Annotated in this window: 19 protein-coding genes; 8 read left to right on the top strand and 11 right to left on the bottom strand. The window is 44.8% G+C overall.

Translation table 11 applies throughout. The features are described from left to right. A partial coding sequence (locus tag DFP95_RS28125; RefSeq protein WP_245988033.1) for an alpha/beta hydrolase occupies positions 1-740 on the bottom strand: 740 nt, incomplete at its 3' end. 210 nt (positions 741-950) lie between these two features. On the opposite strand from DFP95_RS28125, the gene DFP95_RS28120 reads away from it, so the two are divergent. The 7 genes from DFP95_RS28120 to DFP95_RS28090 all read left to right on the top strand — a co-directional run bounded on the left by DFP95_RS28120 (position 951) and on the right by DFP95_RS28090 (position 14,326). Continuing rightward, positions 951-3,311 (top strand): helix-turn-helix domain-containing protein, encoded by a 2,361-nt coding sequence (locus DFP95_RS28120; protein ID WP_181907647.1) that lies wholly within the window; start codon positions 951-953, stop codon positions 3,309-3,311. Between the two features lie 237 nt (positions 3,312-3,548). Next, entirely contained in the window at positions 3,549-5,174 is a 1,626-nt protein-coding gene (locus DFP95_RS28115; protein ID WP_115996000.1) for a type 2 periplasmic-binding domain-containing protein, read from the top strand. Between the two features lie 66 nt (positions 5,175-5,240). After that, on the top strand, positions 5,241-6,161 hold the full coding sequence (locus tag DFP95_RS28110) for an ABC transporter permease (protein ID WP_115995999.1): 921 nt from the start codon (positions 5,241-5,243) through the stop codon (positions 6,159-6,161). Between the two features lie 46 nt (positions 6,162-6,207). Continuing rightward, on the top strand, positions 6,208-7,083 hold the full coding sequence (locus tag DFP95_RS28105; RefSeq protein WP_115995998.1) for a carbohydrate ABC transporter permease: 876 nt from the start codon (positions 6,208-6,210) through the stop codon (positions 7,081-7,083). Positions 7,084-7,293: 210 nt separating this feature from the next. Further along, complete coding sequence (locus DFP95_RS28100) at positions 7,294-8,484, top strand: MFS transporter (protein WP_115996002.1); 1,191 nt, start codon at positions 7,294-7,296, stop codon at positions 8,482-8,484. Positions 8,485-8,565: 81 nt separating this feature from the next. Beyond that, positions 8,566-9,411, top strand: a complete 846-nt coding sequence (locus DFP95_RS28095; protein WP_115995997.1) for a sulfurtransferase — start codon at positions 8,566-8,568, stop codon at positions 9,409-9,411. 466 nt (positions 9,412-9,877) lie between these two features. Next, positions 9,878-14,326, top strand: coding sequence for a P-loop NTPase (locus DFP95_RS28090; RefSeq protein WP_115995996.1), 4,449 nt, complete (start codon positions 9,878-9,880; stop codon positions 14,324-14,326). A 328-nt stretch (positions 14,327-14,654) separates the two neighbouring features. On the opposite strand, the gene DFP95_RS28085 is transcribed toward DFP95_RS28090, so the two are convergent. The 8 genes from DFP95_RS28085 to DFP95_RS28050 all read right to left on the bottom strand — a co-directional run bounded on the left by DFP95_RS28085 (position 14,655) and on the right by DFP95_RS28050 (position 20,769). Beyond that, entirely contained in the window at positions 14,655-15,116 is a 462-nt protein-coding gene (locus DFP95_RS28085) for a VOC family protein (protein WP_115995995.1), read from the bottom strand. Between the two features lie 38 nt (positions 15,117-15,154). Then, positions 15,155-15,898, bottom strand: a complete 744-nt coding sequence (locus tag DFP95_RS28080; protein ID WP_181907646.1) for an SDR family NAD(P)-dependent oxidoreductase — start codon at positions 15,896-15,898, stop codon at positions 15,155-15,157. A gap of 33 nt (positions 15,899-15,931) precedes the next feature. Further along, positions 15,932-16,297, bottom strand: coding sequence for a tautomerase family protein (locus DFP95_RS28075; RefSeq protein ID WP_115995993.1), 366 nt, complete (start codon positions 16,295-16,297; stop codon positions 15,932-15,934). Between the two features lie 42 nt (positions 16,298-16,339). Continuing rightward, on the bottom strand, positions 16,340-17,128 hold the full coding sequence (locus DFP95_RS28070) for a carbohydrate ABC transporter permease (RefSeq protein ID WP_115995992.1): 789 nt from the start codon (positions 17,126-17,128) through the stop codon (positions 16,340-16,342). Between the two features lies 1 nt (position 17,129). Then, a complete protein-coding gene (locus tag DFP95_RS28065) occupies positions 17,130-18,011 on the bottom strand; it encodes a carbohydrate ABC transporter permease (RefSeq protein WP_115995991.1) in 882 nt (293 codons plus the stop codon). A 71-nt stretch (positions 18,012-18,082) separates the two neighbouring features. Continuing rightward, positions 18,083-19,441, bottom strand: a complete 1,359-nt coding sequence (locus DFP95_RS28060) for an ABC transporter substrate-binding protein (RefSeq protein ID WP_115995990.1) — start codon at positions 19,439-19,441, stop codon at positions 18,083-18,085. Between the two features lie 43 nt (positions 19,442-19,484). Next, complete coding sequence (locus tag DFP95_RS28055) at positions 19,485-20,249, bottom strand: sugar phosphate isomerase/epimerase family protein (protein WP_220376486.1); 765 nt, start codon at positions 20,247-20,249, stop codon at positions 19,485-19,487. Positions 20,250-20,304: 55 nt separating this feature from the next. Then, positions 20,305-20,769: a VOC family protein gene (locus tag DFP95_RS28050; protein WP_115995988.1), complete on the bottom strand. Its 465-nt coding sequence runs from the start codon at positions 20,767-20,769 to the stop codon at positions 20,305-20,307. A 290-nt stretch (positions 20,770-21,059) separates the two neighbouring features. Between DFP95_RS28050 and DFP95_RS28045 the strand changes: the two genes are divergently transcribed. After that, positions 21,060-21,938, top strand: coding sequence for an AraC family transcriptional regulator (locus tag DFP95_RS28045; RefSeq protein ID WP_115995987.1), 879 nt, complete (start codon positions 21,060-21,062; stop codon positions 21,936-21,938). 160 nt (positions 21,939-22,098) lie between these two features. Here the strand turns inward: DFP95_RS28045 and DFP95_RS28040 are convergent, their stop codons facing one another. Together DFP95_RS28040 and DFP95_RS28035 are read right to left on the bottom strand one after the other, a co-directional pair. Beyond that, positions 22,099-23,697 (bottom strand): stalk domain-containing protein, encoded by a 1,599-nt coding sequence (locus tag DFP95_RS28040; protein WP_115995986.1) that lies wholly within the window; start codon positions 23,695-23,697, stop codon positions 22,099-22,101. A gap of 184 nt (positions 23,698-23,881) precedes the next feature. Continuing rightward, positions 23,882-24,415 (bottom strand): peroxiredoxin-like family protein (locus DFP95_RS28035; RefSeq protein WP_147304238.1); only part of this gene is annotated, 534 nt, incomplete at its 5' end.

The raw sequence follows: 24,415 nt of genomic DNA, 5'->3' as shown, positions 1-24,415 counted from the left end.
TTGGCTAACGTATCGCGAAAGATCGGAAAGGGAAGAGCGATCGTATCGTCTGTCGACGTGCTTCTAAGCTGCTTGAAAAGCTCTTGAATGGGAGCAGGGAACTGATCCACCACGCTTTCGCCGTCTTGCGGGACGAAAGCATCGAAGAATACCAAACGTTTGATGCGATCGGGAATTTGTTCAGCGGCCTTCTCCACGACGGTACCGCCGAAGCTATGTCCGAGAAGGACAATATCGTGAAGGTTTTTCTCTTTGATATAATCGACGACCGAGGTTGTGATTTGTTCGTGAGTCACATTCTGGGCTGCATTCGCGCCATGCCCTGCATATTCCGGCGTATAGACGGCGTATCCCATGTCGCGAAGTGCTTCGGCCACTCCATTAAAGTAGCTGCTGTCGGCCCAAGCGCCGTGAACGAGTACGAAGGTCAGCGGATGCCGTATGGATTCTTTTTCTCCAACTGCTTTAAGCGCGTCCACGGTGTCATACGAACGGCCCTTGATGGTTGATTTCGGCTTGAAAACATCCAAACCGTCCACTTGTACATAACCGTTAACCTTGTTGAGCGTAATGCGGCTGGAAACGATTTGATACTGATTGACTAGGGTATCACGTACCGAAACGAGAGAAGAACCTTTTTCCGTTTTTTGAGCGGCGTGAACCGGATTGCTGATATTCAAGCTGAGTAACGCCAACGAGGCAACTAAAGATGCAACGACCATTTTGTTTTTCAAGTTCATGATTATAACCTCCGGATTAGTTTGATTTTTATTGGGCTTCTGAGAACGATAATAACAAAATCAAATTACACTTAACCGTAACTTTGTCACACTCGAATTGAATCCCAATAGCTTCACGTACTTTCTCAAAAATCCTGTCGAAATATGTTTAAATGTTGTGTACCATGGATGAAGCAGGTTTGGATAATGTTCAAGAGGAGGCAAGGTTTAATGTGGAAGCGGTTCCTTGTGAGGCGTAGAAGCGTGATTCTTACATGGCTGTTGTCCTATCTGGCGATATTAACCGTGCCGATCCTGATCAGCGTATTTGTCTACTATCAATCTCAAGAGACATTAAAGAGTGAAATTCACCGGGCGAACAACGTTTTGTTGAAGGAAGTCAGGGAGGTCATAGACAATCAAGTCCAGAACGTCGAACGGCTGACAACGGAGTTAACATGGAATGTACGCATTCGCGGCTTTATGTTCTCAAGCCTGTACAAAAAACCGGGAAGCCTGAATCCGGAACTCTATAATCTACATCTGGCCGTTAAAGAAATGGCCATCTACCAGTCGCTATATCCTGCCATTAAAAACTATTATATCTATTGGAAGGATCAGGACCTCGTCTTCGAGCCGGGTGTATATCGGACGAGCAGGTTAGCGTACGACACTATCCATGAGAACGAAACGATCTCTTACGAAATCTGGCTCAATCTGATGCAGAAGAAGAACACGGGGCATTTCATCAAGCTTGAGAATAAGGATCCTTCCGTAAGCACGCTCGCCTACATCCATTCTTTTCCGGGAGAGAGGCTGGAGAGTTCGCCGGGAGCGACGGTCGTGCTGCTCGATACCTCCAGGCTGATGGAAACGATCCGCAACGTTCAGGATTTCAGTAGCGGTCAAGTATTCGTTCTGAATCAAGACAAGCAGGTGCTCTTGTCCACGGATAAGAGTATGGAACCATTATACTTATCCGACCTAGCCTTCGCGGACGATTACGGATCTTACTTCGACGATTACGAAGGAAAACATTCAGAGTTCATGTATATCAAATCCGACAATTCGGAGTTAACCTATGTGACTGTCGTACCTAGCTCTCTGGTCTGGCAGAAGACATACTATCTGAGAAGCATCACGTACATCGGCATGCTTGTTAGTTTGATTGGCGGAGTATGTCTTTCGATCGTCTTCCTGCTTCGGAACTATAGTCCGATTCAGCGATTGCTTCAATTGCTCAGAGCCGGGGAGAAAACGTCTCCGGAATCCGAAGGTAATGAGTTCTTGCATATTCAGAAGGCGATATCCGATACGTTAAACGAAAAAGAACAAATTCAAATGCGAATGAAGCAGCAATCGAATATGCTGCGTTCCAATATGCTTGTCCGAATATTAAAGGGCAAGGTAGGTACTTCGATAGCATTAGACGAATCGCTCGCGACTTTCGATGTCCGCTTCCACTCGGATCAATTCGCGGTCATTCTCTTCTATATGGATTATGAAAGGTTTTTCGAACATATGGAGACGGTATCCGTCATGGACAAGCCGCGTCTGATGCAATTCATCGTTTCGAATATCGTGGAGGATCTAGCCAAGGAGAAACATGGCGGATTCGTCTGCGAGATCGATGACAATATGGCCTGTCTGATTAACTTCAAAGAGGGAAGCCGCGAGCAGCAGCGGGAGGATATCAAAGCGCTGGCTGAACAGGCTCGACAATTCCTAAGCGAGAAGTTTAACATTCGGACCCTTGCGTCGATCAGTGATATTAAGACCTCGATTGATGATATCCCGCAGGCTTATCGAGAGGCGGTGGACGCCATGGAGTATATGATCGTAGTCGGAGATTCGGGAATCGTCACTTATGAAGAACTTCATAGAGACGAATCGAATCATCTACAAACCAGCTATTATTATCCCATTCAGATCGAACAGCAGCTTATTAATCATCTTAAATCAGGGGATGCCAAGACAGCCGAATCGATTATTCGGGATATTATAGCGAAGAACATGGGACAGTCCATCATTTCCGTGGAGCTCGTCAAGTGCTTGATGTTTAACTTAACTAGCACTCTAATCAAGGCGATCGGAGAGATCGGCAATGTAGAGGAAAGCTCCTTCATGAACAATTCGATGCGAATCGCGGAGCTGATGGCTTGCGAATCCATTAAGGAGATGGAGCTCCAGTTATCTTCAGCAGCACGGGAGGTATGCGAATACGCTTCGCTTAAGCAGAAGCAGCAGTTGAATTCGACCCGCAATCAAGCGCTTGAAGCTAGAAGCGCCGACATCGTCGCATTCATATCGAACAATTATACGGAAGCGAACTTGAATATTTCCATGATCGGCGAACGATTCGGAATGACGCCTACCTATCTATCGAAGCTGTTCAAGGACCAGACGGGGAAAGGGCTATTGGATACGATCAACCATTACAGAATGGAGTATGCCAAGACGCTTCTGAAAGATCAAAGCAATAGCATCAAATCGATATCCGGCCAGGTCGGCTTTCACGATATCAATACGTTCATTCGAACCTTCAAGAAATATGAAGGAGTTACGCCAGGCCAGTACCAGAAAATGATATAGCTACGATTAAGAGAGCATTCCGGGAGGCAAGCGCCGGAAATCTCTTTTTTTTGTTCATGCGATACGATATTCGTGATATTGCGTATGGGATTCGGGAAAAAGTCGATGCTAAACGTGATTTAGACGATCGGATTTGCGTTGTTGACGATTCTCAGGTGCTTGTTTCCACAGCATAATCGGTAGTGAGACGTCTCAAACTTCAAACGGGATAAATAGAATCGGGAGGTTACATGCATTATGAGGGGAATATCCGCACATAGAACAAAGCTCGTAGTAACAGCGCTTACCGCAGTCATGCTGTTGATCGCTGGGTGCTCGGGCAATAATAACGGCGCGAATTCGGCGGCCTCATCCGGAGGAAGTAGCTCGGAACCAGCTTCTCAAGAAGGCGCGTCGGTATCCTATCCTATTACAACGGACCAAACGTTGACTTATTGGGCGGAATATAACACGACCAAATCGACGATAGACGAGGTTCCTTTCTTCCAGGAGTGGCAGAAGCGTACCGGCGTACCGCTCAAATTCACTAGTCCGCCCGCAGGGCAATCGAAGGACGCGCTTAACATCCTTCTGGCATCCGGCGACTTGCCGGACATGATCGAATATGACTGGTTTAACTTCCCGGGCGGCCCGGAGAAGGCGATAGCAGATGGCTACATTCTGAGATTAAATGACGCGATCGACAAATATGCGCCTAATCTCAAAAAGTATCTGCAAGAGCATCCGGAAATCGATAAAATGCTAAAAACGGATAACGGAAGCTACTATACGTTTCCGTTCTTACGCGGGGACCCCTTGCTGCAGGTCTATCAAGGACCGATAGTGCGCGGAGATTGGCTGGAAGAGCTCGGTCTGCAAACTCCGGAAACGATCGACGAATGGCATACCGTTCTCAAGGCGTTCAAGGAGCAAAAAGGCGCAACGGCTCCATTGTCGTTTCAAATGAGCTTTCTTAATGAAGGAGCGTTCGTAGGAGCATTCAATGCAAGCCGAGTGTGGTATCAAGAAGATGGCGTCGTGAAGTACGGCCCGATGCAATCTGGGTATAAGGACTTCCTGAACACATTTCACAATTGGTATGACGAGGGTCTGCTCGATAAGAACATCGCCAATGTAGACGGCAAGGCGTTGGATGCCAACATCACTACAGGCGCAACCGGGGCAACCGTCCATAATTCCGGTAGCGGGATCGGGAAGTGGACGCCGTTATTGGTCGAGAACGATCCGAAGGCGAAGCTAACCGCCGCGCCTTATCCGGTTATCAATAAGGGAGACATACCGAAATTCGGACAGAAAGATCCGATATACACCACGGGAACTAACGTCGCTATTACTTCGAAGGCCAAGAATGTTGAGCTTGCCGCTCGTTTGCTGGACTACGGGTATAGCGATGAAGGACATATGTATTTCAATTTCGGGCAAGAAGGACTTAGTTACGAAATGAAAGGCGATCTTCCTACTTATACGGATCTCTTGATGAATAACCCGGAGAAGCTGTCGCCTTCGCAAGCAATGTCTCTGTATATTCGCGCTAATTACGGCGGTCCGTTCGTTCAGGATAAGAGATACATCAAGCAGTACCTGACTCTTCCGGAGCAGCAATCCGCGCTAGAAGTTTGGACGAAGACGGATGTCGATAAATACAAAATTCCTCAAGTAACGCCAACGCCCGAGGAAGCCTCCGAGCTTGCGCAAATCATGAACGACGTGAACACGTTAATCGACGAAATGACGCTTAAGATCATTCTCGGCAACGAGAAAGTGGACGCTTACGACGGGTACATGGAAAAGTTGAAGTCTCTGAAAATCGATCGCGCGATCGAAATTCAGCAGGCTGCATTGGATCGGTACAACAAACGCTAGAAATAGAAGTGTTAGGGGGGACGGAGCCATCAGGCTTCGCCCTTCTCCGATAAGGAATGGTGATTCATGAATAAAGCAACCTTTAGCGGAAGGCTCTTTCGAGATTTCATTACGAACAAGTACTTGTATTTAATGATGCTTCCCGTTGTCGCTTATTATGCCGTATTTCAATATGCTCCGATGTACGGCGTGCTCATTGCCTTCAAGGACTACTCGCCTTTGAAGGGTATCATGGGCAGCCCGTGGGCGGGCCTGGAACACTTTAAAGCATTTTTCGATAGTTACTATTTCCTGCGGGTGCTGAAGAATACCGTCATCATCAGCGTCTATTCGCTTTTGTTTGAATTTCCCGCACCGATCCTGTTGGCGTTGATGATTAACGAGGTTCGCAGCAGACGGTATAGGAATCTCGTACAGACCGTTACTTATATGCCCTATTTCATATCCATGATCGTAATCGCCGGATTGATAAGGGATTTCACGGATAGCGGCGGCGTGGTTAACACCTTGTACTCCTATTTCGGCGGAGACGGAACCTCCATGTTGCAGCAATCCGGACTCTTCCGTCCTCTCTATATTCTGTCGGAAATCTGGCAAAAAATAGGCTGGGAATCGATCATTTATCTTGCCGCGCTGATGGCCATCGATCAAGAGCAATATGAAGCGGCTCGGATCGACGGGGCTGGACGGCTCAAGCAAATGTGGTATGTCACTCTTCCGGGCATCTTGCCGACGATCGTAATTTTGTTCATTCTACGGATGGGTAATTTGCTCAATGTCGGGTTCGAGAAAATCATCCTGCTCTATAATCCGGTCATTTACGACAAGGCTGACGTTATTTCTTCCTTCGTCTATCGGAAAGGGCTACTCGAATTCAGCTGGAGTTACAGCACCGCGGTTGGCGTGTTTAATTCCCTTATTAATCTAACCCTGCTCGTCTTAGCCAACTGGATCAGCAAACGAGTCAGCAACAACAGTCTATGGTAAGCGCAAAGGGCGCGTCGGCGTCGACCGTCCGTCGGGAGGTACTGATGTGAGAGTGGGTTATGGCGAAAGAATATCTTTGTATTTCATCTACTTCGTGCTGTTTCTATTAATTATCGTTACGCTATATCCGCTTCTGCATGTCATATTCGCTTCCTTCAGCAATCCGAATGAAATTATTGCTCACAGGGGACTAATGTGGAAGCCGCTCGGCTTTAACCTTGAAGCCTATAAGATGGTGTTTACTAATCCAAGCGTCTATATCGGCTATCGGAACACCCTGTTTATCGTCGTCGTAGGCGTTTCGTTAAACCTGTTGATTACTGCACTAGGTGCCTACGTGCTCTCGCGAAAAAACGTCATGTGGAACAATTTCTTCATGATGATGATCACTTTCACTATGTTTTTCAGCGGAGGGCTTGTTCCTCTGTACTTGGTCGTTAAGGGAGTGGGTTTATCCAATACCCTATGGTCGACGATATTGCCCTTTGCCGTATCGACCTTTAACCTGATTATCATGAGAACCTCCTTCAAGTCGGTGCCGGACAGTCTGGAGGAATCGGCTAAGATCGACGGGGCTAATCACTTCGTTATCCTCTTCCGCATCATCGTTCCATTGTCGCTTCCCGTGCTTGCGGTTATGGGGCTATATTACGCGGTGGAAAAGTGGAATGGTTGGTTCTATGCGTCTATCTTCATTCAAGACCATAACTTGTTCCCGCTGCAAATTTTCCTAAGGGAAATCCTGATTCTTAGCTCGACGGATACGATTACTTCCGGTGCGGCCGTCGGGGAGCAGGTTCAGATCGGAGCAACGATCAAGTACGCAACGATTGTTGTAGCTACGTTCCCGATTCTATGCGTCTATCCGTTTATCCAACGATTCTTCGTAAAAGGAGTTATGATCGGAGCCTTAAAAGGGTGAGATGCAAGAAACATATACAACAAATCCATAGAAATGACCTATTAAAGGAGCATCATCCCTTAATAGGTCATTTCCATGTTTACCGCCTTCATTCCTTATCTGAGGGTGGTTATGGGATGGTTTTCTGGCCCGGGAGTGCCTCTTTCATTTGCGGTCGTGTTATGATAAGTGGGTTGAAGGATGGCGATTTGCGAAAAAGGGGATATCGGAATGGCGCGGCTAGTCTTCTTGGGATGCGTAGCGTATTTAGCAGTCGGGCTTGGACAATTGGTCGTCGGTACGATAATGGAGCCTATGGTTGATACTTACGGGGTACGGTACGGCGACGGCGGTCAGCTCGTCATGAATCAGTTTCTGGGCGGGATGGTCGGAATCACGCTTGCTCCGTGGTTGATCGGAAGAATCGGGAAGAAAACGTTATTGCTATCCGCGCTAGTCATTATGGCTATCGCTCAAGGCATCTATTCTTTGCAGCCGGATTGGGGAGTCATGCTTGCCGTGGGACCCTTGGCCGGATTCGGTTTCGGTACGACGGAGGCGGTCGTTGGATCCTTCGTCATCGGCTCGGCACTGGGCAACGCCAACGTGGCGATGAGCCGTATCGAGGTGTTCTTCGGAGTCGGAGCGCTATTAATGCCGTTCGCGGGCGCGGCGCTTATCTCGAGCGGACATTGGGACTTGGCGTTCGTGGTCGTGGGCGTCGTGACGGTGATCACGATTGTGATGTGGCTCCTGTTCTGGCCTAAAATTCTGGATAGGAAGCCGCTTGAGAATGCTGCCCATGAAGAAATACGACTATTAAGCATGCCTCATCGGGGAATGACCTTGGTTGTTCTGGCTGCGTGCTCGCTGTTCTTCGTCGTCTACGTCGGGTTCGAGATGAGCTTCATCCATTACCTGCCTTCGTTGTTGGTCAACAACAACGGATTGTCGGATTCGACGGCTTCGTTGTCCCTGAGTATTTTCTGGGGGGCGATGGTTATCGGACGGCTTGTTTCCGGTCACGCGGCGGACCGTTGGGGCGGAGGGGCTTACATGCTCGCGACTTGCGTTGCGGCTGCGGTATTCTTCGTACTGATGGGCGGTTTGGAAAGCGTATGGGCGACGTTCGTGCTCACTTTCTTGGCGGGGCTGGCGATGTCCGGCATGTTCGCGATCGCGCTTGTATTCGCCAATCGGGCGGTGCCCGGGATGACGGAGCGGACGACCAGCCTGCTGATGGCGTGCGGCGGAATTGGCGGGGCGCTCATGCCTCGCCTGACGGGATGGTTTCTGGACGAGAACGGCGCGGACGCTACCCGGTGGTTGTTCGCGGGTATGGCGGTCTTGATGCTTGCGGTCATCGCGTGGGCGCTGCTGTCGGCTAGGTCTCTAGAGCGGTTGCGGGCCGGGACGGCTTAGGGAGTGGAAGATGGGGTAGATTGGTAAGAGCAGGGAAGGTAAGAAATTAAATTTATTAAGCTAAGGTGGCTGACTTATCTCATGAAAAATATCGTACCTGTAAAATGGTTGTTAGCTAGATTGTATGAGCCGGATATCGTCATCGTAGATTGCAGATTCCAGTTGGGCAATTCGAATTCCGGCCGCGAAGCTTATGAGGAGAGTCATATACCGGGAGCCGTGTATTTGGATCTGGAGAAGGATTTGTCGTCGCCGATCGGCGAGCATGGTGGACGCCACCCGCTGCCGGACATTGCGGAATTGGCGGCGCGGCTAAGCCAGGTAGGCATAAGCAACGAGTCGCGCGTCGTTGCATACGACGATCAGGGCGGCGCGATGGCTTCGCGATTGTGGTGGTTGCTGAAATATCTCGGCCATGAAGCGGTGTACGTCTTGGAAGAGGGATTCGGCGCATGGAAGAAGGCCGGGTTGATTACGACGGCCGATCAGAAGGTGCTCATCCCGGGGCGTTTTCTCGCGACCGTGAAGCATAACATGCTGGCCGAGGTCGACGACGTTCGCGAATCGCTGGGCAAAGCCGGCGTTACGCTGGTGGATTCGCGCGAAGCCCCGCGTTATCGCGGGGAGGCGGAGCCGATCGATCGGGTGGCCGGGCATATCCCGGGCGCGAGGAACTTTTTCTGGGCCGAGGGCCGTCGGCCCGATGGCACGTGGAAGAGCGCGGACGAGCATCGCGAGCGGTTCGCGGGGTTGGAGCAGGACGACGAGATTATCGTCTACTGCGGCTCTGGGGTGACGGCGACTCCCAACGTGTTGGCGTTGGAGGAGGCTGGGTTTACCCGCGTGAGGCTGTACGCGGGGAGCTGGAGCGATTGGATTAGTTATGAGGGGAATGGGGTGGCTGTTGGGGACGAGAAGAATCAGTAAAACTCATATTAGTATTGAATCTAGAAATACATCGCCATATGGCCTTTGTGCCCCGGCGATGTATTTTCTATGCTCTGAAGTCAACACGGAGTCAACAACCTAGCCCTTAAAGTCCTTATAGAACTAGCTAGATCGCCATTTTCACTTCCATCATTGAGATACTGCCCCCCGACTCCTGTATTTGTGAGCTTGTACGCAGGGATCAACAGACAATCAACGTTGAAATAAAGATTGTTTTGGTGACTTCCATTCACTGACCATGATATATGTCTTTCTCTACAGTGCGTTGAGTTTTGTTTTTCAGTATTGAGACCGCTTAGCTTTAGTTTCTTTGTTGCCTACTTCTTCACGGAAATGTACAGGGAGAGTGTTAGTGTTCTAAACTATTATTTATTGACTATTTTATTGTTGCATTTAAGATAAATTGGTACAATTTTACTACACTCTGGCTTGGAGGTTTGTTCTCATGGCAAAGGTAATAAGCGAGACACCATTGAATAATATTGAAGCAGAAACAATGGAGGCTTTGTCAACCGCAACTATCCAAATTTTTAAACGGATTACTTCAGGGAGGTCTGGTGCTTCCGTTTTTTTTGCCATGATTTTTACCCCTGAAAAACGAATGGTAGTTGCCAAAGTGCAACCATTGTCAGAGGAAGGGGATGAGTATCAATTTCATACCACGGCTAAAGAAATCGGTAAAAGGACAGATACGTCTAGGTTTATTCCCGATATTGTCGAAATTGCTGATGCAGGAAATGGGTGGTACTGCATTTTGTATGAAATTGCAGGAAATTCCTTGCTGCACAGTACTACTTTAAATGGTGCGTTGTTAGACGAAGCAATTCAACCACATGAACTACCAATTATTTGTTCACAAGTATCAGAATTAATTTTTCGATGGAATGCTTTGAGCGATAAAGTGGCTTTAGTTTCACCCGCTGCAACTCTGAAAAAAATGCTAGGGAAGAGAAATGATGATAAATTAAAAAAAGTTTTTGAAGATTTGGGTATCTCTAGAACTGATAAATGGCTTGGGTTCGAAGGCCACGGAATGACCTTGCCCAACCCATATGCTTTCTTAGATGATATGCATTGGGCGCATAAACAAATTACCGATTTCGAGGGTCCTAGTCACGGGGACTTGCACGGCGAGAATATTATTATCTCCTCCTATGGGTTCTCCTTGATAGACTTTGGAGAAATGCAAAATGACATTAATATATTTTATGATATAAGATACCTTGAGTTACACTTACTTATGGATTTTTTACTCTTTTCGTCGGATTACGATAAACAATATTGGGGTGAATTGTGCGGGGTATTAACTCAATCCGATGATTTCTTGATTAATTCGGACCTGATTCCACCAGGCAAAGGCAGAATGATTATTTTTAATTCTATTCCTCAACTTCGCTCAGCAATTCATCGCATCTTCTCCGACAGGCCTGTAAGAGAAATCGCAGAAATCCCGTTTTATTTGGCAGGTGTGGCAAGTGGCCTAAATTTCATGCGAAAAACGAAGGATCCAAATAAACGGATTGCCGCTTTAATGTATGCGTCCTATAACTTAATGGCAGCAATGAAACACAAAAATATAAGTCTTTACAAACCAAGTTCGAACAAACCAGTACCATGGATGCAACAAGAGATCGATAAACTCGCCGAATACTTACGGTTTACGAACATATTTAACAATCATGATAATATCGCTCTGGTGATTGGTCCGAATTTATTGAAACATTATGGATTCCTCTCCGATTATGAAATTGCCTCTCAATACTCGAATGGTATCCAATTTGACTCCGAATTGGATCTTTTGGATTATGCTTTTGTCAATAATGAACATTCGACACCAAATCTTCTAATGGATTTTGTCAACCGAGGCGGTATCAATTCAAACAATGACTTACTTAAAAGTTTAAAATTATTGTTGAAACCGAAATGGTCATCAATTTTAAACTGGGGTCTCTCGATAGATTTACATACAACTGCCATCGAACTGAACCCTGATCAAGAATACTTGAGATTGACGGGCGAAAACGATTTAAGGTACTTAAGAGTGGATACATGCGCTTGGATTAACCTGCGAGGTGATTCCACGGATGCGGATACTTTCGTCTTGGGTTTAAATCAGTGGAAGAATAAAAGAAACAGTCGGAAGCGAGATGCGTTGCTAGAAGGACTATTTTCATTTTATGATTATGAGCCAACTTTTTTGTTGTTGGGATTTGCGGAAGCCGAAGCAAAATTGTTGATTGATGAGTTCAAAGCTTTCTTGCCTAGATCAAAAACGTTTATCGTCGGCCCCCGATTCGAAGGGAATTGGAACAAACCTTCTCCAGAATTTATTGGTTTGTCTATCGAACAAACTCTTGAAGCGTTTGCGCAAATGCCTGAGAGTAAGCGAACAAGACAAGAGGTATCAATTACTTTTCATCACCCACACGACGGACTGAAGATAATTCAATTATTGCAGCATGATTTCGATATATTATCACGAAATCTCGAAATACTTCACGATCACTCAGAGGCATATTTACTCGAAGGTGAAGATAAATTGGGGAAATTTTATTTTGGCCATACGATTTCTTGGACAGAGATATCCAGAAAATATGATATCAACAGAGATGTTACACAGCGTATTGAGAGACAACTAATTGAGGATTTGGAAGCGGGCAATCCGTATCGATTAAACCTTGTTTCAGAGAGAGCCTCAGGATCCACTACAATTGGTAGAAGAGTCGCTTGGGATATCTACAACAAAAAAAAGGTTCCCGTTGTAATGATTAAGGAGTATACGCCCGATCTTATCGTACATTTACAAGTTCTAAAAGAGACTTTCAAACGCAGCTTTCTAATCATTGCTGATGAAGACTTTATTTCAGTGGATGAATCGGAATTTTTATTCGATTCGATCCAAGCGAATAGAATACAGGCAGTCATGCTTCGTATTTTTTGTAACTCGGTGAACTTAAACCTTGCAGTGTCTATCGAAGAGTACACCAGAAAGGATTTGAACTCCCAATCCAAAAGGAGTTTTTACCTTGAGGATCGATTAGTCGAAAATGAGTACAAACAATTAGTTTCCACAATCGGTCGCTTCGTTCCAAGTGTGCAAGATAAGCCCATTCCCAGTGTAGAAAGCAGTAAGTCATTGTTCCTGACCATGCTGTCTTTGTTTGAACGGGACTTCGTAACGCTGGATCGATACGTATCCAAAAGTTTGGAGGGAGCCATAAACCGAAATGAACGTAAGATTCTCGTTAATTTAGCCCTTTGCAGTTTGTTTTCCAAACGGGGTTTTTCCGCTAACTTTATCGCAAATACTTTCAATATCAATCATCTGGTTGGAGTGGATGAAAAGGTTGCTTTTGTTGATCGAACGATTAAAACGTACTTAAATAAATTGTTCATTTATAGGGAAACACAAACAGGTAGCCTTGGATATACCGCGCGTCATCCACTGCTTGCAGAAAGAATTATTGATTATTTTGAAGGCAAGCATTGGCGGATTGAAGTATGTAAACTAGTGCAAGAGATCTTAAGGGCTTTACCGGTAGATGGTCCTGGGAAACAATCATCCATACATTTTTGTTATGCTCTCCTAAACGGTAGCGAGCAACGGATAAGAAATGCATTGGATCGCTATATCGATGTAAGTTATTTTATTAGTTTTGTCAGAACGCACGTTGCATCTCAACTGAAAGATGTATTTGAGTTGTGCTCGAAAAAGTACAAAGAGGAACTTCATTTAAGGGCCCACTTAGCAAAGTATTATTATGAATTTACGACAGATTATGAGCAAGCGCGCAGAGAATTGAATGAAATTCTTGAGGACAATGAAAGAGATACGACATTAACCCATATGATGGGTATGACATATAAGAGAGAAATTGAGTACAAAAATAAACTAACCAATGTGATCAGCGTAGATGAGTTTATTAAGCTTCTGAGTAATGCAAGAAATTGGTTCCACAAAGCGTGGACGCTAAGCTTAGAAAAGCCAAGTGGTGCCGAGCCACAGTCCGTAGGAGCGTATGTTGGAACAATTATTGACTTTATTATAAATGCCGTTAGAAAAGGAATACTAAATTATGGAGATTTTCACCTAATGAAACTGTTGGATCAAGCGGAAGCCATATTGGGAGAAGCTAAATTTTACTTGGATTATTCAGAGTCAGATTATTTGGCTAAATTGGAATCCAGGCTAGACACTCTGAGAAGTCATTTAGATGTAGTACAATTACGATCGATTTCCGAGGATGGCCATTCTCAATCAGTACTGATTTCGTTGTTATATAAACAAGCAATTTCTTTTACGCTCCATTCGCAGGAAAGGACCCAGGAATTAAATGAGTTAATTAGCGAAATCGATCATCTGAGAAAGAGGAGCCCATCCGAATCACTTGACTTATGGTGGGCTGAAATTTCTTTAAGAACCGCAAACCCACGTTTAGAAGAGATCGAAGAAGTGCTGTTACGGCAGTCTAGACCTACATTAAAGGTACATTATTTATTGATGTGTACTCAATTTAGTCTTCTTTTAAAAAATATGGAATTTGGACTTTTCGAGAGATATAAGAAGTCTAAGGAAAATTGCACAAGAATGTCGCAAAACTTGGCATGGAAAAGGAAACGAATGGATTTATTAGGCGATGACTATCAGTTAATAAAGAAAAGAGAGATTGGGGAAAGTACAGTACGACTCCTTAAGTTAAATAATATCGTCGTAAGCGAAGTCGGAGACACATTGCGGGTACACCCCTTCCTCGGAGTTGGAGAAACGATCTCGGCTTATCGCAACAAAGAATTGGAGCCACAGAGTGTGCAACGTGGTAATAAGGTCGCCGGATTTATCGGCTTTAGTTTCGAGGGGCCGCAAATATTCCACTACCATAGTGCAATGGAATAATATTTTGCTGTTCATCTATTTGCAAACAGAGTACATGGTTAATCGCCATTATAATTAACATCGAAAGCTCGTCAGAAATAATTAAACATGTATAAATGCCCGAGCAGGTTCTAAATAATTGTAAACATTTTTTAAGGCATAAGACAGCTGGAGCGATTGGATTTCTTACAGTGAGAATCCGATTGCTACGGGAGACGAGTAAGAGCCGAGAGGCGTATAGTAGTATTTCAACTTTGAATACAAACGCGTTGATCGCCCGCGCCTCCGTCGGGATCGACACTCGGCGCGAAGGAAAAGAGGTGACGAACGAATTCGCCACCTCTTTTCCCTATTTATACTGCTCTTTCACCTCGACTAAAACGCCAAGCGCATTTGATGTGTCGAAGTATTCATAAGCCTCATAGCCCTTTTCTTGTTTAAAGAGCGAATCAAAGCCTGCATTCTTCATCGTTTCTTCGTCATTTTCTAAAGGTCCGTCCGACAACAAACAAATGGAGCAAATGGACGTGCCATGTTCCTTTAACCAAGCTGCCCAGGGGTCATTATTTCCTAGAGGCTGGATAATTTCAAACCAGAAGTTATCGCTGAAAACACTCTCTACCTTCATTGGGGTATCCGTGATGTCGGCACCTTTATATTTCATATAAGGTGTTCTTACCTCTTTGTGCTCTGCATGATGCCCTGCAGGCTCTTTCCCTGTGCCTAGCAAAGTTTTATAGGCAGATACCGTTTTTTCTAAATCGTCCGTTACGACAATAACCTTAAGGATATTCGTAGATGATAATGTCATTTTTTTTCTCCCTTTATATGATCTATTTTTCTTTTCGATTATCTATTGGTGAAACCGCCGTCAGCAATAATTTCGGCGCCTGTCACATAAGACGATTCGTCGGACGCCAAGAACAAGGCAATCGCCGCAATCTCGCTAGGCTTTCCGATATGTCCAATCGGTAGATGCGAAACGATATTGCTTCGCAGTTCGTCATCGCCGCGTACGAATTCCGTAAACGCCTTCGTATCCGTTGGTCCAGGGCTTATCGCATTCGCTCGAATCCCCATTTCCGCAAGCTCTCCCGTGAACGAACGCGCCATAGACCTGACCGCGGCTTTCGCCGCGTTATAGACAATGGAGTTTTTCCCGCCCTGGAAACCTGCAATGGACGATATGAGAACGATTGAAGATTTATCGGACATATAAGGAATTAACTTCTGCACCGTGAAAAAAGCCGAAAAAACGTTAAGGTTCATGGTCAAATGAAACTGCTCGGGCGTGACTTCCGGAATCGGGCTTTGCGGTCCGTTACCGACAATCGGTAGAACGGCCTTTAATTTGCGGCCTGTTTTTTTAACGGATTCCGCTATCTTTTCTAGGTCATTCACATTCGTGGCATCGACTTGTAGAATGTCAACAACCTGACTGTTTCCCTCGAATACTTTTTTTAAGGTCTCCATATTGCGACCAGCCACAATTAAATCGGCGCCTTCGCTCATGAACCGTTCCGCGATCGCTCTGCCGATTCCGTCCGCTGCGCCCGTGACCACGACCAATTGTTTATCCAATGAGTTTCTCAATTTCATTCCTCCTAAAACCGTTTCCCCATCCTATCAAACTTCTCTTTCGCCGAGTGACCAATTTTCGGCGCTGTTTTCCACGACGCAAACTAAGATATCGTCGCGCCGAATTCCGATGTCGACTAGCCTCTTTGTTAGTTCTTTATATGTTTTTCTCTTTTGCTCAAGCGAGAACATCTGAACCATTGTGATTCTTATGATGATTAAATCTTGTCTATCGCGGTTGTCGTAAGTCGGAGAAAAAATAATTTCCCCTTCATCATGCGGTCTAAACACTTGGAAAAGATCGGTTGTATCCATGCCTAAGCCCGCAACCAACGAATGATGAACGGCATTCGATATTTCTTTTCCTTTATCCGCGAACACCGATCTATTTAAGTCGACTTGAATCAACGGCATAGTGAACTCCTTCTATTCGGTAGTATTCTGCTCTTGTTTTAATCATTTCAAGGCACCGGCGCTCATGCCTTTTTCAAAACTCTTCTGCATGAACAAATAAACGATGATTACGGGAATTGCGGTGAGCACGGCTGCCGCTAAGATCTTCGTCTGATCGTTCGTAAACTCGCCTTGGAAGTATTGCGGAAGCAGCGTTACCGTCTGCATTTCCGGGCTTTGCAAGAACAATAGCGGCAAGAGATACGTGTTCCAGGAGTTGATGAGCGTCAAAACGATAATCGATGCCGCAATGGGTCTTGTTAGCGGAAGGATAATGTACCAGAATGTCGCAAAAACGTTTGCGCCGTCCATTCTTGCCGCCTCCATCAACTGGCTGGGAATGCCGCTGTTAAAATTTCTGGCAAGTAGAATGGTAAATGGCAGTTGCAATGCCGCGGTAGGTAGAATGACGGCCCAAAAGGTGTTAAACATATGCAACTTTTGAAACGTTACGAACAAGGGGGATAACAAAATGACTTCAGGTAAAGTTAACGCGACTAGAATCAACCAGAAGAACACTTCTTTTCCGAATATGCGTAATTTGGCGAACCCGAAGCCGGCCGTCATACTGAATATATAAACCAGCGCAATGACGCCGGTCGAGATGAGGAGCGAGTTTCTAAAATAGATCGGAACGACGCCCGTATCCCATACCGCCTTATAATTTAGAAACCCCGTTCCGCCGATAGAGCCGAGAAACATTTGAACAAGCGGAATCGCATAAGGGATCGTTAGGATAAGGAGAACGATTTGCAATACGATTTTGCTTCTTAAACTTCTCGTTTCGAACATCTTATTTATCGCCTCCTTTGTTCATCCTGTTAATCAGTATGGCACCGCAAATGGCTAGTACAAGGAGCAATACCGATATGGCGGCCGCATAGCCAAGATGAGACTGCCTTATACCTTGTTTGAAAATATAGGTCCCTAAAAATTCCGTTGCGTGATTCGGTCCGCCGGTCGTAATCAGATAAGGAACGTCGAATGTTTTCAAAGAACCGATGATCCCAAGCATGGCAAGGGAAACCGTCGTGCTTTTGCAATTCGGCAATACGATGCTCAGTAAAGTTCTGAATTTACCTGCTCCGTCTAGGTGCGACGCTTCAAGCATTTCTTTATCGATTTGGCTCATTGCCGCATAATACAGAATGAAGCTCATACCCGTGAACTGCCAAATCGTAACCATCATGAGAATGTAAAGCGCCGAATCCGGTTGTGCCAACCAATCGACGGTTATGCCCAAATGAAGCGTGTCGGATAGATCTTGAAGCATTCCCTGAGGCGAGAACAGCAATCGAAATACCGGCGCCATCGTCGCGGGCGCTAAGATTGTCGGTATAAAAATCAAGCACTTATGCAAAGTCGCCAACTTTACGTTGGAATGCAAAATGGCGGCAAAGATAAAGCCCAATAAGTTTTGAATGAAAAAGGTGACCAGGAAAAATACGGCCGTGTTCTTGATCGCTTTCCAGAAAATCCAATCGGAAAACGCCTTATCGTAATTGCTCATCCCTACGGTTATCTGAATGGGATCAAGCCCGTTCCAATCTAATGTAGACAATTTGAACGTATAAAATATCGAATAATAGATAAGCCCTGCGACAAAAACAAATGCCGGAAGAATCCACGGAAGCCCGTTCATCGTCGTGGATCTCGATAGATTATTCTTCTCCATGTTTATAGGTCTCCTAAACTCTAAATAATAGGGGCGCTAGCATAACTAGGCCCCTATCAGAATATGATCCCCTACTCGCTATCCGCTTGAGTCTGTGCAAGCTGAGCAGCGCCGTCGGAAGGAGTGATCGTTCCTCCTGCCACGCCGGCCAATACATCCATCATCACTTGGTTCATGTCTGCGTTAATCCCCGCAAAACGGGGGTTATCGCCGCTATTCATTGCGTTTTGAAGATATTCTTTGATGGGTTCGTTTTGTTTTTCGGGATTTACGAGCTTTACATTGTCCCAATCCGGAGTTGCCGATTTCAGGGAAGGAACGACGTTCAAGGAATCCGCAATGATCTGTTGACCGCTCTGAGAGGTTCCGAGCCAAACGGCAAACGTAGTTGCGGCTTTAATATTGTTCGATTTGGCCGACACTGCGGTCGAATAGTCTAAGTCGCCGAACATCGATCCCGTATTGCCTGTTCCTGCAAGGTCGGGGAATGGAATTGGAATCATGGTGAACGGCTCTTCCGTGGAAGCCGCAGACTCCATGGCAGACTTCATCGCGTCCGGCAAAGCGTTGGATGTATACCAAGAGCCCATCATAACCATGGCAGCCTTCTGAGACATAAATAAATTGTTTGCCTCCGGATATTGTTGAATACCGAGGGCGCCTTTTTGCATAATGCCGTCATCGAACAACCCTTTCCATAGCTCTAACGCTTTGACGATCGAATCATCGGTCCATTGCACTTCGCCTCTTGTCGCTTTCGTAAAATTACCAGTGCTTACATTGTCAGCGATTGCATGGAACGTATCGATGTTAAATGCGCCTTGACCTGCTCCTTGCACAAAACCATTGATCCCGTTTTGTTCGAAAATCTCGCAAGCTTTTTTCCACTCGTCAAGATTCGTAGGGATTTTTACGTTATATTTATCGAATAGATCTTGGTTGATCCACAGATTTCCCGAATATACCGTTCCGACGCCTAGTGCTTTCAACTGGCTGTTGACCGTCATCGTGGTGATTGCCGCCTCGTTGAGCTTGTCTTTATAGTCATCGCCTAACGCCTTTTTGACAGCTTCGGTCAAGTCGATGGCTTGCCCGCCGAAAGTTTGGATGCCGCCATTTCCCGAACCCGCCGAAGCCTCGAAAGCGTCTACGCCCTTGCCATTTGCCAAAGCCGGTTTGAGAGCCGCGTCATAAGCGTCTATCGATGTTTGTTTCCACGTCACCTTGATGTCCGGGTATTCTTTGTTAAAAGCTTCGATGTATTTTTCATTGGTCGGGGAACCCGGCGTCCACCCCCACCACACGACTTCGCCTGACGTTTCGGATGAAGTATCTTTTATCTCTTTATTGCTGCTACATCCTGTTAGCACAGCTGTCATCATTAGCATTAAAGCTACTAAGCCGGCAACTACCGCTTTTGTTTTCTTCATTTTATTGCCCCCTTTTCATTATTTACTTGCTATTAATGAACGCTTAGAGCGTCATTAGCGACTTGATATACGCGATGCTATTCAAATATTGTTCATCCGTATGAAGATGCTCTACGATAAACGGCATATTCTCATCAAAGGATAATCCTTTTTCGATGAGGTGCTTGGTATTTATCCCCCCGTTCTCGGCACTGGTTTCCCTAAAGAACAGCGTATAGTCGTCCTCCATCTTGACACCTTTCAGATGGCAACTCTTGATATGCTTGCCTAGTTTCTCGAAGCATTCGTCTATAAATTCCTCATTGAAGAAATACCTTCTTGGTGTCGTTATCCAGTTAAAAATGTCCATATGAACCGCGAATCTATCTCTGTTCACAGACTCAAGCAACTCCAGATATTCGTCTGGTCCGGTCGGGAACATCCATGGCATGGACTCGATCGTAAAGTACGTATTTTTAGGATTTACCTCATCGATGATCTCCTGGATCGTCTTTACGGCCAGTTCCCACGTTTCCTTCGTGAAATTATCCTTATAAGCACCGTCCCAGCGAGAGCCTCTGGCGCCGATAATATTCACGCAACAGCGGGAACCGATCCGATCAGCAAGTTCGAGCTGCCCGACGGCGTACTTAATGGCCTTTTTACGTGCCTCTTCGTTTAAATCCAATGTATTGCGCCAAACCCCAACCTCTGCGATCACTAGGTTGTTTTTTTTGGCTTCTTTAACATACTCGTCGATAAGCGCATCATCATTCTCGTAAGAGAGCGGGAAGTTTACGGCTCCAAGTCCTAAGGCTTTATGTTTCATAGCCCATTCCTTTGGACTACTGTGGTTTAGTGGCGAAGATGTCCCCAGTCTCATCTTACTTTTTGTAACTCTCGAGGATTTCAATGACGCATTTCAGATCCGGAGCATCGAAATAATTATATTCACCGCTGCCATCGCCATAAACGCCTCGTTGAACCAGCTCTAAACCAGCGGCTTCAGCACTTGCAATAGCAGTCTTCGAATCCTTAACTTGAAAGGCAATGTGATGAATGCCCTCGCCCTTCTCCTCAAGATAGTTTCTCCATGTTGAAGGTTCATCGTTAGGCTGAATCAGTTCGAGCTGTAGTCCCGGACCAACGTTAAAGAAAGCCATCCAACAATAGGCATTAGGAGCGGGTTTGCCCTTAAATTCTGTTCCCGTAACCGCATAGTCGCCAATAGGTTGCGTCGGAGGAACGTCAACGCCTAATAACTCGGCCCACTTTTTCTTTGTTTCCTCCACGTCTTTAACGATTAATCCAACCTGTGCCACTAAATTCGTTCCTAGTACTCCGGACATTTGAATTCTCCCTTCAGGACTAAATTTCAATATGTTTCTCTTACTATAAATTATCAATTTTTCATCCAACTTGCTCTTTGAAAATGGTTTATTACCTGTGCATATTTTGTTATCTTTTTTTTACAGTGCAGATATTGCTCCCGTAGAAATAGGGATATGAAAGCATTTTGCCCGTATTGTATGCGTTTTCATTCTTTTAACCTATCAAATATTGCTCTTTTACGCCGTAAATGATAGCCTAACCCTATCCGAAACTTCATCCATATAACCAGGCAGGGAGGTTTTCGATTATGCATTTGAATAATTATTTCGAGAGATTGAACTTCAATAACGGGAAGAAAATCAATGTATCGAAGAAAACCGATATCAATTTCTCCCACATCATGCATTGGCATCCCTTTATCGAGATCCTTGTAAGCCTTCACGATAATAATGAAGTAACGATTAATTACACCAAACATGTTCTTAAAACGAATGACCTGGTCATCATCTACCCTGGCGACTTGCACTCTTTTGAACATATAGATGAAAACGCTTTTATAATCGTTCAATTCCCTATCGACTTACTGATGATCATGAGTGAATTTAATACGAATATTTCGATGTTTTACCAGTATCATTGCATTAAATATGACCCCTCGAATATCGATGCCGATAGAATGATTTTTTTAATTAAACAATTGCCCGCCCTCTATGATTCCGACACTCTGTTTAATGAAGTGCGTATCTATTCGCTTCTTCTAGAGTTTTTCGTCATGCTTGGACGATACTGCGTGAATGCGAAGAAAGAAGGCTTCTCGGGCGATGCAAGCACGGACTATAAGTCTACTAAGTTAATGGCGGAGGCATGCCTCTACATCTCACAAAACTGTACTAGCCCCCTTACGCTCGACGATGTTGCTCATCACGCAGGGGTTAGCAAATACCATTTCTCGCGTATGTTCAATAAATTTACGAATATGTCATTTATAGATTTCCTGACTACCGAACGAATCAAGAGGACGGAATCTTTGATTTTGAATCCCAACGCGCGTATAACCGATATTGCATTCGACTCGGGATTTTCAAGCGTCTCTTCGTTTAACCGTTGTTTTAAGAAAATAAAAGGGATTTCCCCTAGCGAATTTAGGGAAACGATGATCGATAACGCATTTCAGAGTCATGCTTAAGTTAAACTCATAAGCAGTTGAGGAAGACAGCGAATAGATAGAACGGATACCCCCAATGGAGGTATCCGTTCTTAAAAACGTTGTAGATACAAATTATAAATACATCGCCAAGACTTTGTCTGCCAAGGCGATGTATTTTTTACTAAGAACTTAGCCCTTATCACTTCGAATCAATATTAACCGATGAACTTTTACTATCCCAACTCAAATTCTTATCAAGCGCTTCTCCTACGAATCGAAGCGGCACATAGGCGGAGTTGCTTGTGATTTTAGGGGCTAGGGGCAGTTGCTTTACTTGTCCATTTACCAACGCATTTTTAGAGCCAATATTCATCTGAATGGTTAATCCTTCTTTGGTGCCGGTTATGGTCTTAGAAACGGGATCCCAGCCTACGCCTAGACCCAGGCTTTCAAATAAGGAACGAAAAGGAACCAATACAGTACTGCCATCCATAATAGGAGCTACAGGCAGAGGAAGAGCTAAGTTGTCTAAATAAACCTGAATTTGCTTCTTCCCAAACGCGATAAGCCCGATGTCCATGTTGCTTGAATAGATATTCCCATTCTTTCCGACTACCATATCCGTGATAATGTGCCAGAAGGCGTTTCGTAGAAATACGAATATTTCTTTCCCTTCGCCGTTAAGGCTAATAATATTTCCGACGCCCGTGTGGAAATATACGTTTCCTTTGTCATCAGTCACTAGGGAGTCCATTTGTCCAATACTGTATTTTTCCGTAGCTCTTGGGAAGTACGCCCACTTCAAGTTTCCCTTGTAATCAATTTTTTGGATCTGCCCCTGATTCTGAATATAGAAACCGTCCTTGCCGTCCATAGGCATACCGGATGAACGGATATCTGAAAAGTCAGGTGGACTCGAAAACTCGACCGTACTTCCGTCATTGGCATTTAGAGCGTGCAATCCGTCGATCGTAAGCATGTAAAGAAAACCGGATTCGGAGAAAAACGGATAAAATCGGGTGAACCTATCTAAGTAGCTTTGGGGTTGCGAACGCCATCTTTCCGTACCTGTAGAATCCAGAGAAATAATCTCTCCGTTAGCGGTATCTACATATATATTTCCTTTCGAATCAATATATAACGTAGATTGAAATAATTGAAATAATGATTCTAAATACTTTGCTGGGTCGGTGGTTGTTATGTTCTTATTGATCCAATTGATTTCACCCTTAGCATTTCGAGAAACTAATCCCTCATTGGAAAAATAAACAAAGTTACCTTCGGAATCGCCTGCGAAGTTATTATTAAATTGACTATAAATCGCGCTAGGCGGGAGTTTCCACTTTACTTCCCCATCAGGAGATAGAGCACAAATCGATGTTAGCCTTGGTTGCGCAAGAATATCCGAACTGTAAGCGTAAATCGTTCCGTCTTGTCCCAACTTGAAATAAATAACCGAATGGTCGAAACCCATATTCAGGCGAATGCTCCATTTTTGTTTACCATTGGGGTAAACGGCATGTAGGGTGTCATCGGAATCAGTCGTATAAAGTATTCCATTCTGGTCTAGTGCTAAGTTAAATAGGAGCGAATTATCCATTTTCCATTTCGATTCATAGTTTACGGCGTTGAGTAGCTTGGGATATGGGCGTTTGGGAGGAGTCTCTTTATACTCCCACTTGAGTTGAACACCTGTTGAGTCCGGTAAATAAACATCATCGGTTGCACCATAGCTTTGATTTGGAATAATAAAAATAACCATGAAAAAAGTTAGACATAAAGCACATAGTTTCTTCATCTATTTTCCAACCTTTCTAGGAATTATAACTATTATAGGGGAAGGTGTGTAATTGTTACAATAAGAAAGCAACTCTCGTATACAAGTTCAACTACTACAAAGGATTGAATCAATTTCAACATAATTCATTAACAAAAGATCCCATCAACATAGACATGTTGATGGGATCTTAAATAGTTATTGACTACAGTTTTTGTAATTCGTACAAAATATCTGCCGGTTCCATACGTTGCATAAAATTAGGGTTTACATACGCAGAGCGAACGATAGCATTCTCATCAATCATAAATGTAGCGGGTACCGGCAATATCCAACGATTTGTACTGTTATATTCCGCTAAGTTCAACCCGAAATTTTCTAACATATTTTGCAAAAAGCCGGGAACCTCATAAAGGATATTGTATTTGGCTGCAGCAAGACCATTGCTATCACTAAGAACTTTATAAGTTAAATTTTGCTTCTCGATTATCGATAACGAATTATCGGGCGCTTGAGGACTGATCGCAATTAATTGCGCACCTAAAGCGTGAATCTGAGGTAGAATTTGTTGGTATGCTCTTAATTGTATATTACAAAACGGGCACCATGACCCTCTATAAAAAACCAAAACTACGGGGCCTTTGGACAATTCATCATACAAAGTAACTTTATTGCCTAAAGCATCTGAGGCAGTAAAATCCTTAGCCTTCGCTCCAATTGAAATTCCATTATAATTTCC

Origin of the sequence: Cohnella lupini (assembly GCF_003386205.1) — a bacterium.
Lineage (GTDB): Bacteria > Bacillota > Bacilli > Paenibacillales > Paenibacillaceae > Cohnella > Cohnella lupini.
This window is presented reverse-complemented; position numbering and strand designations above follow the sequence as displayed.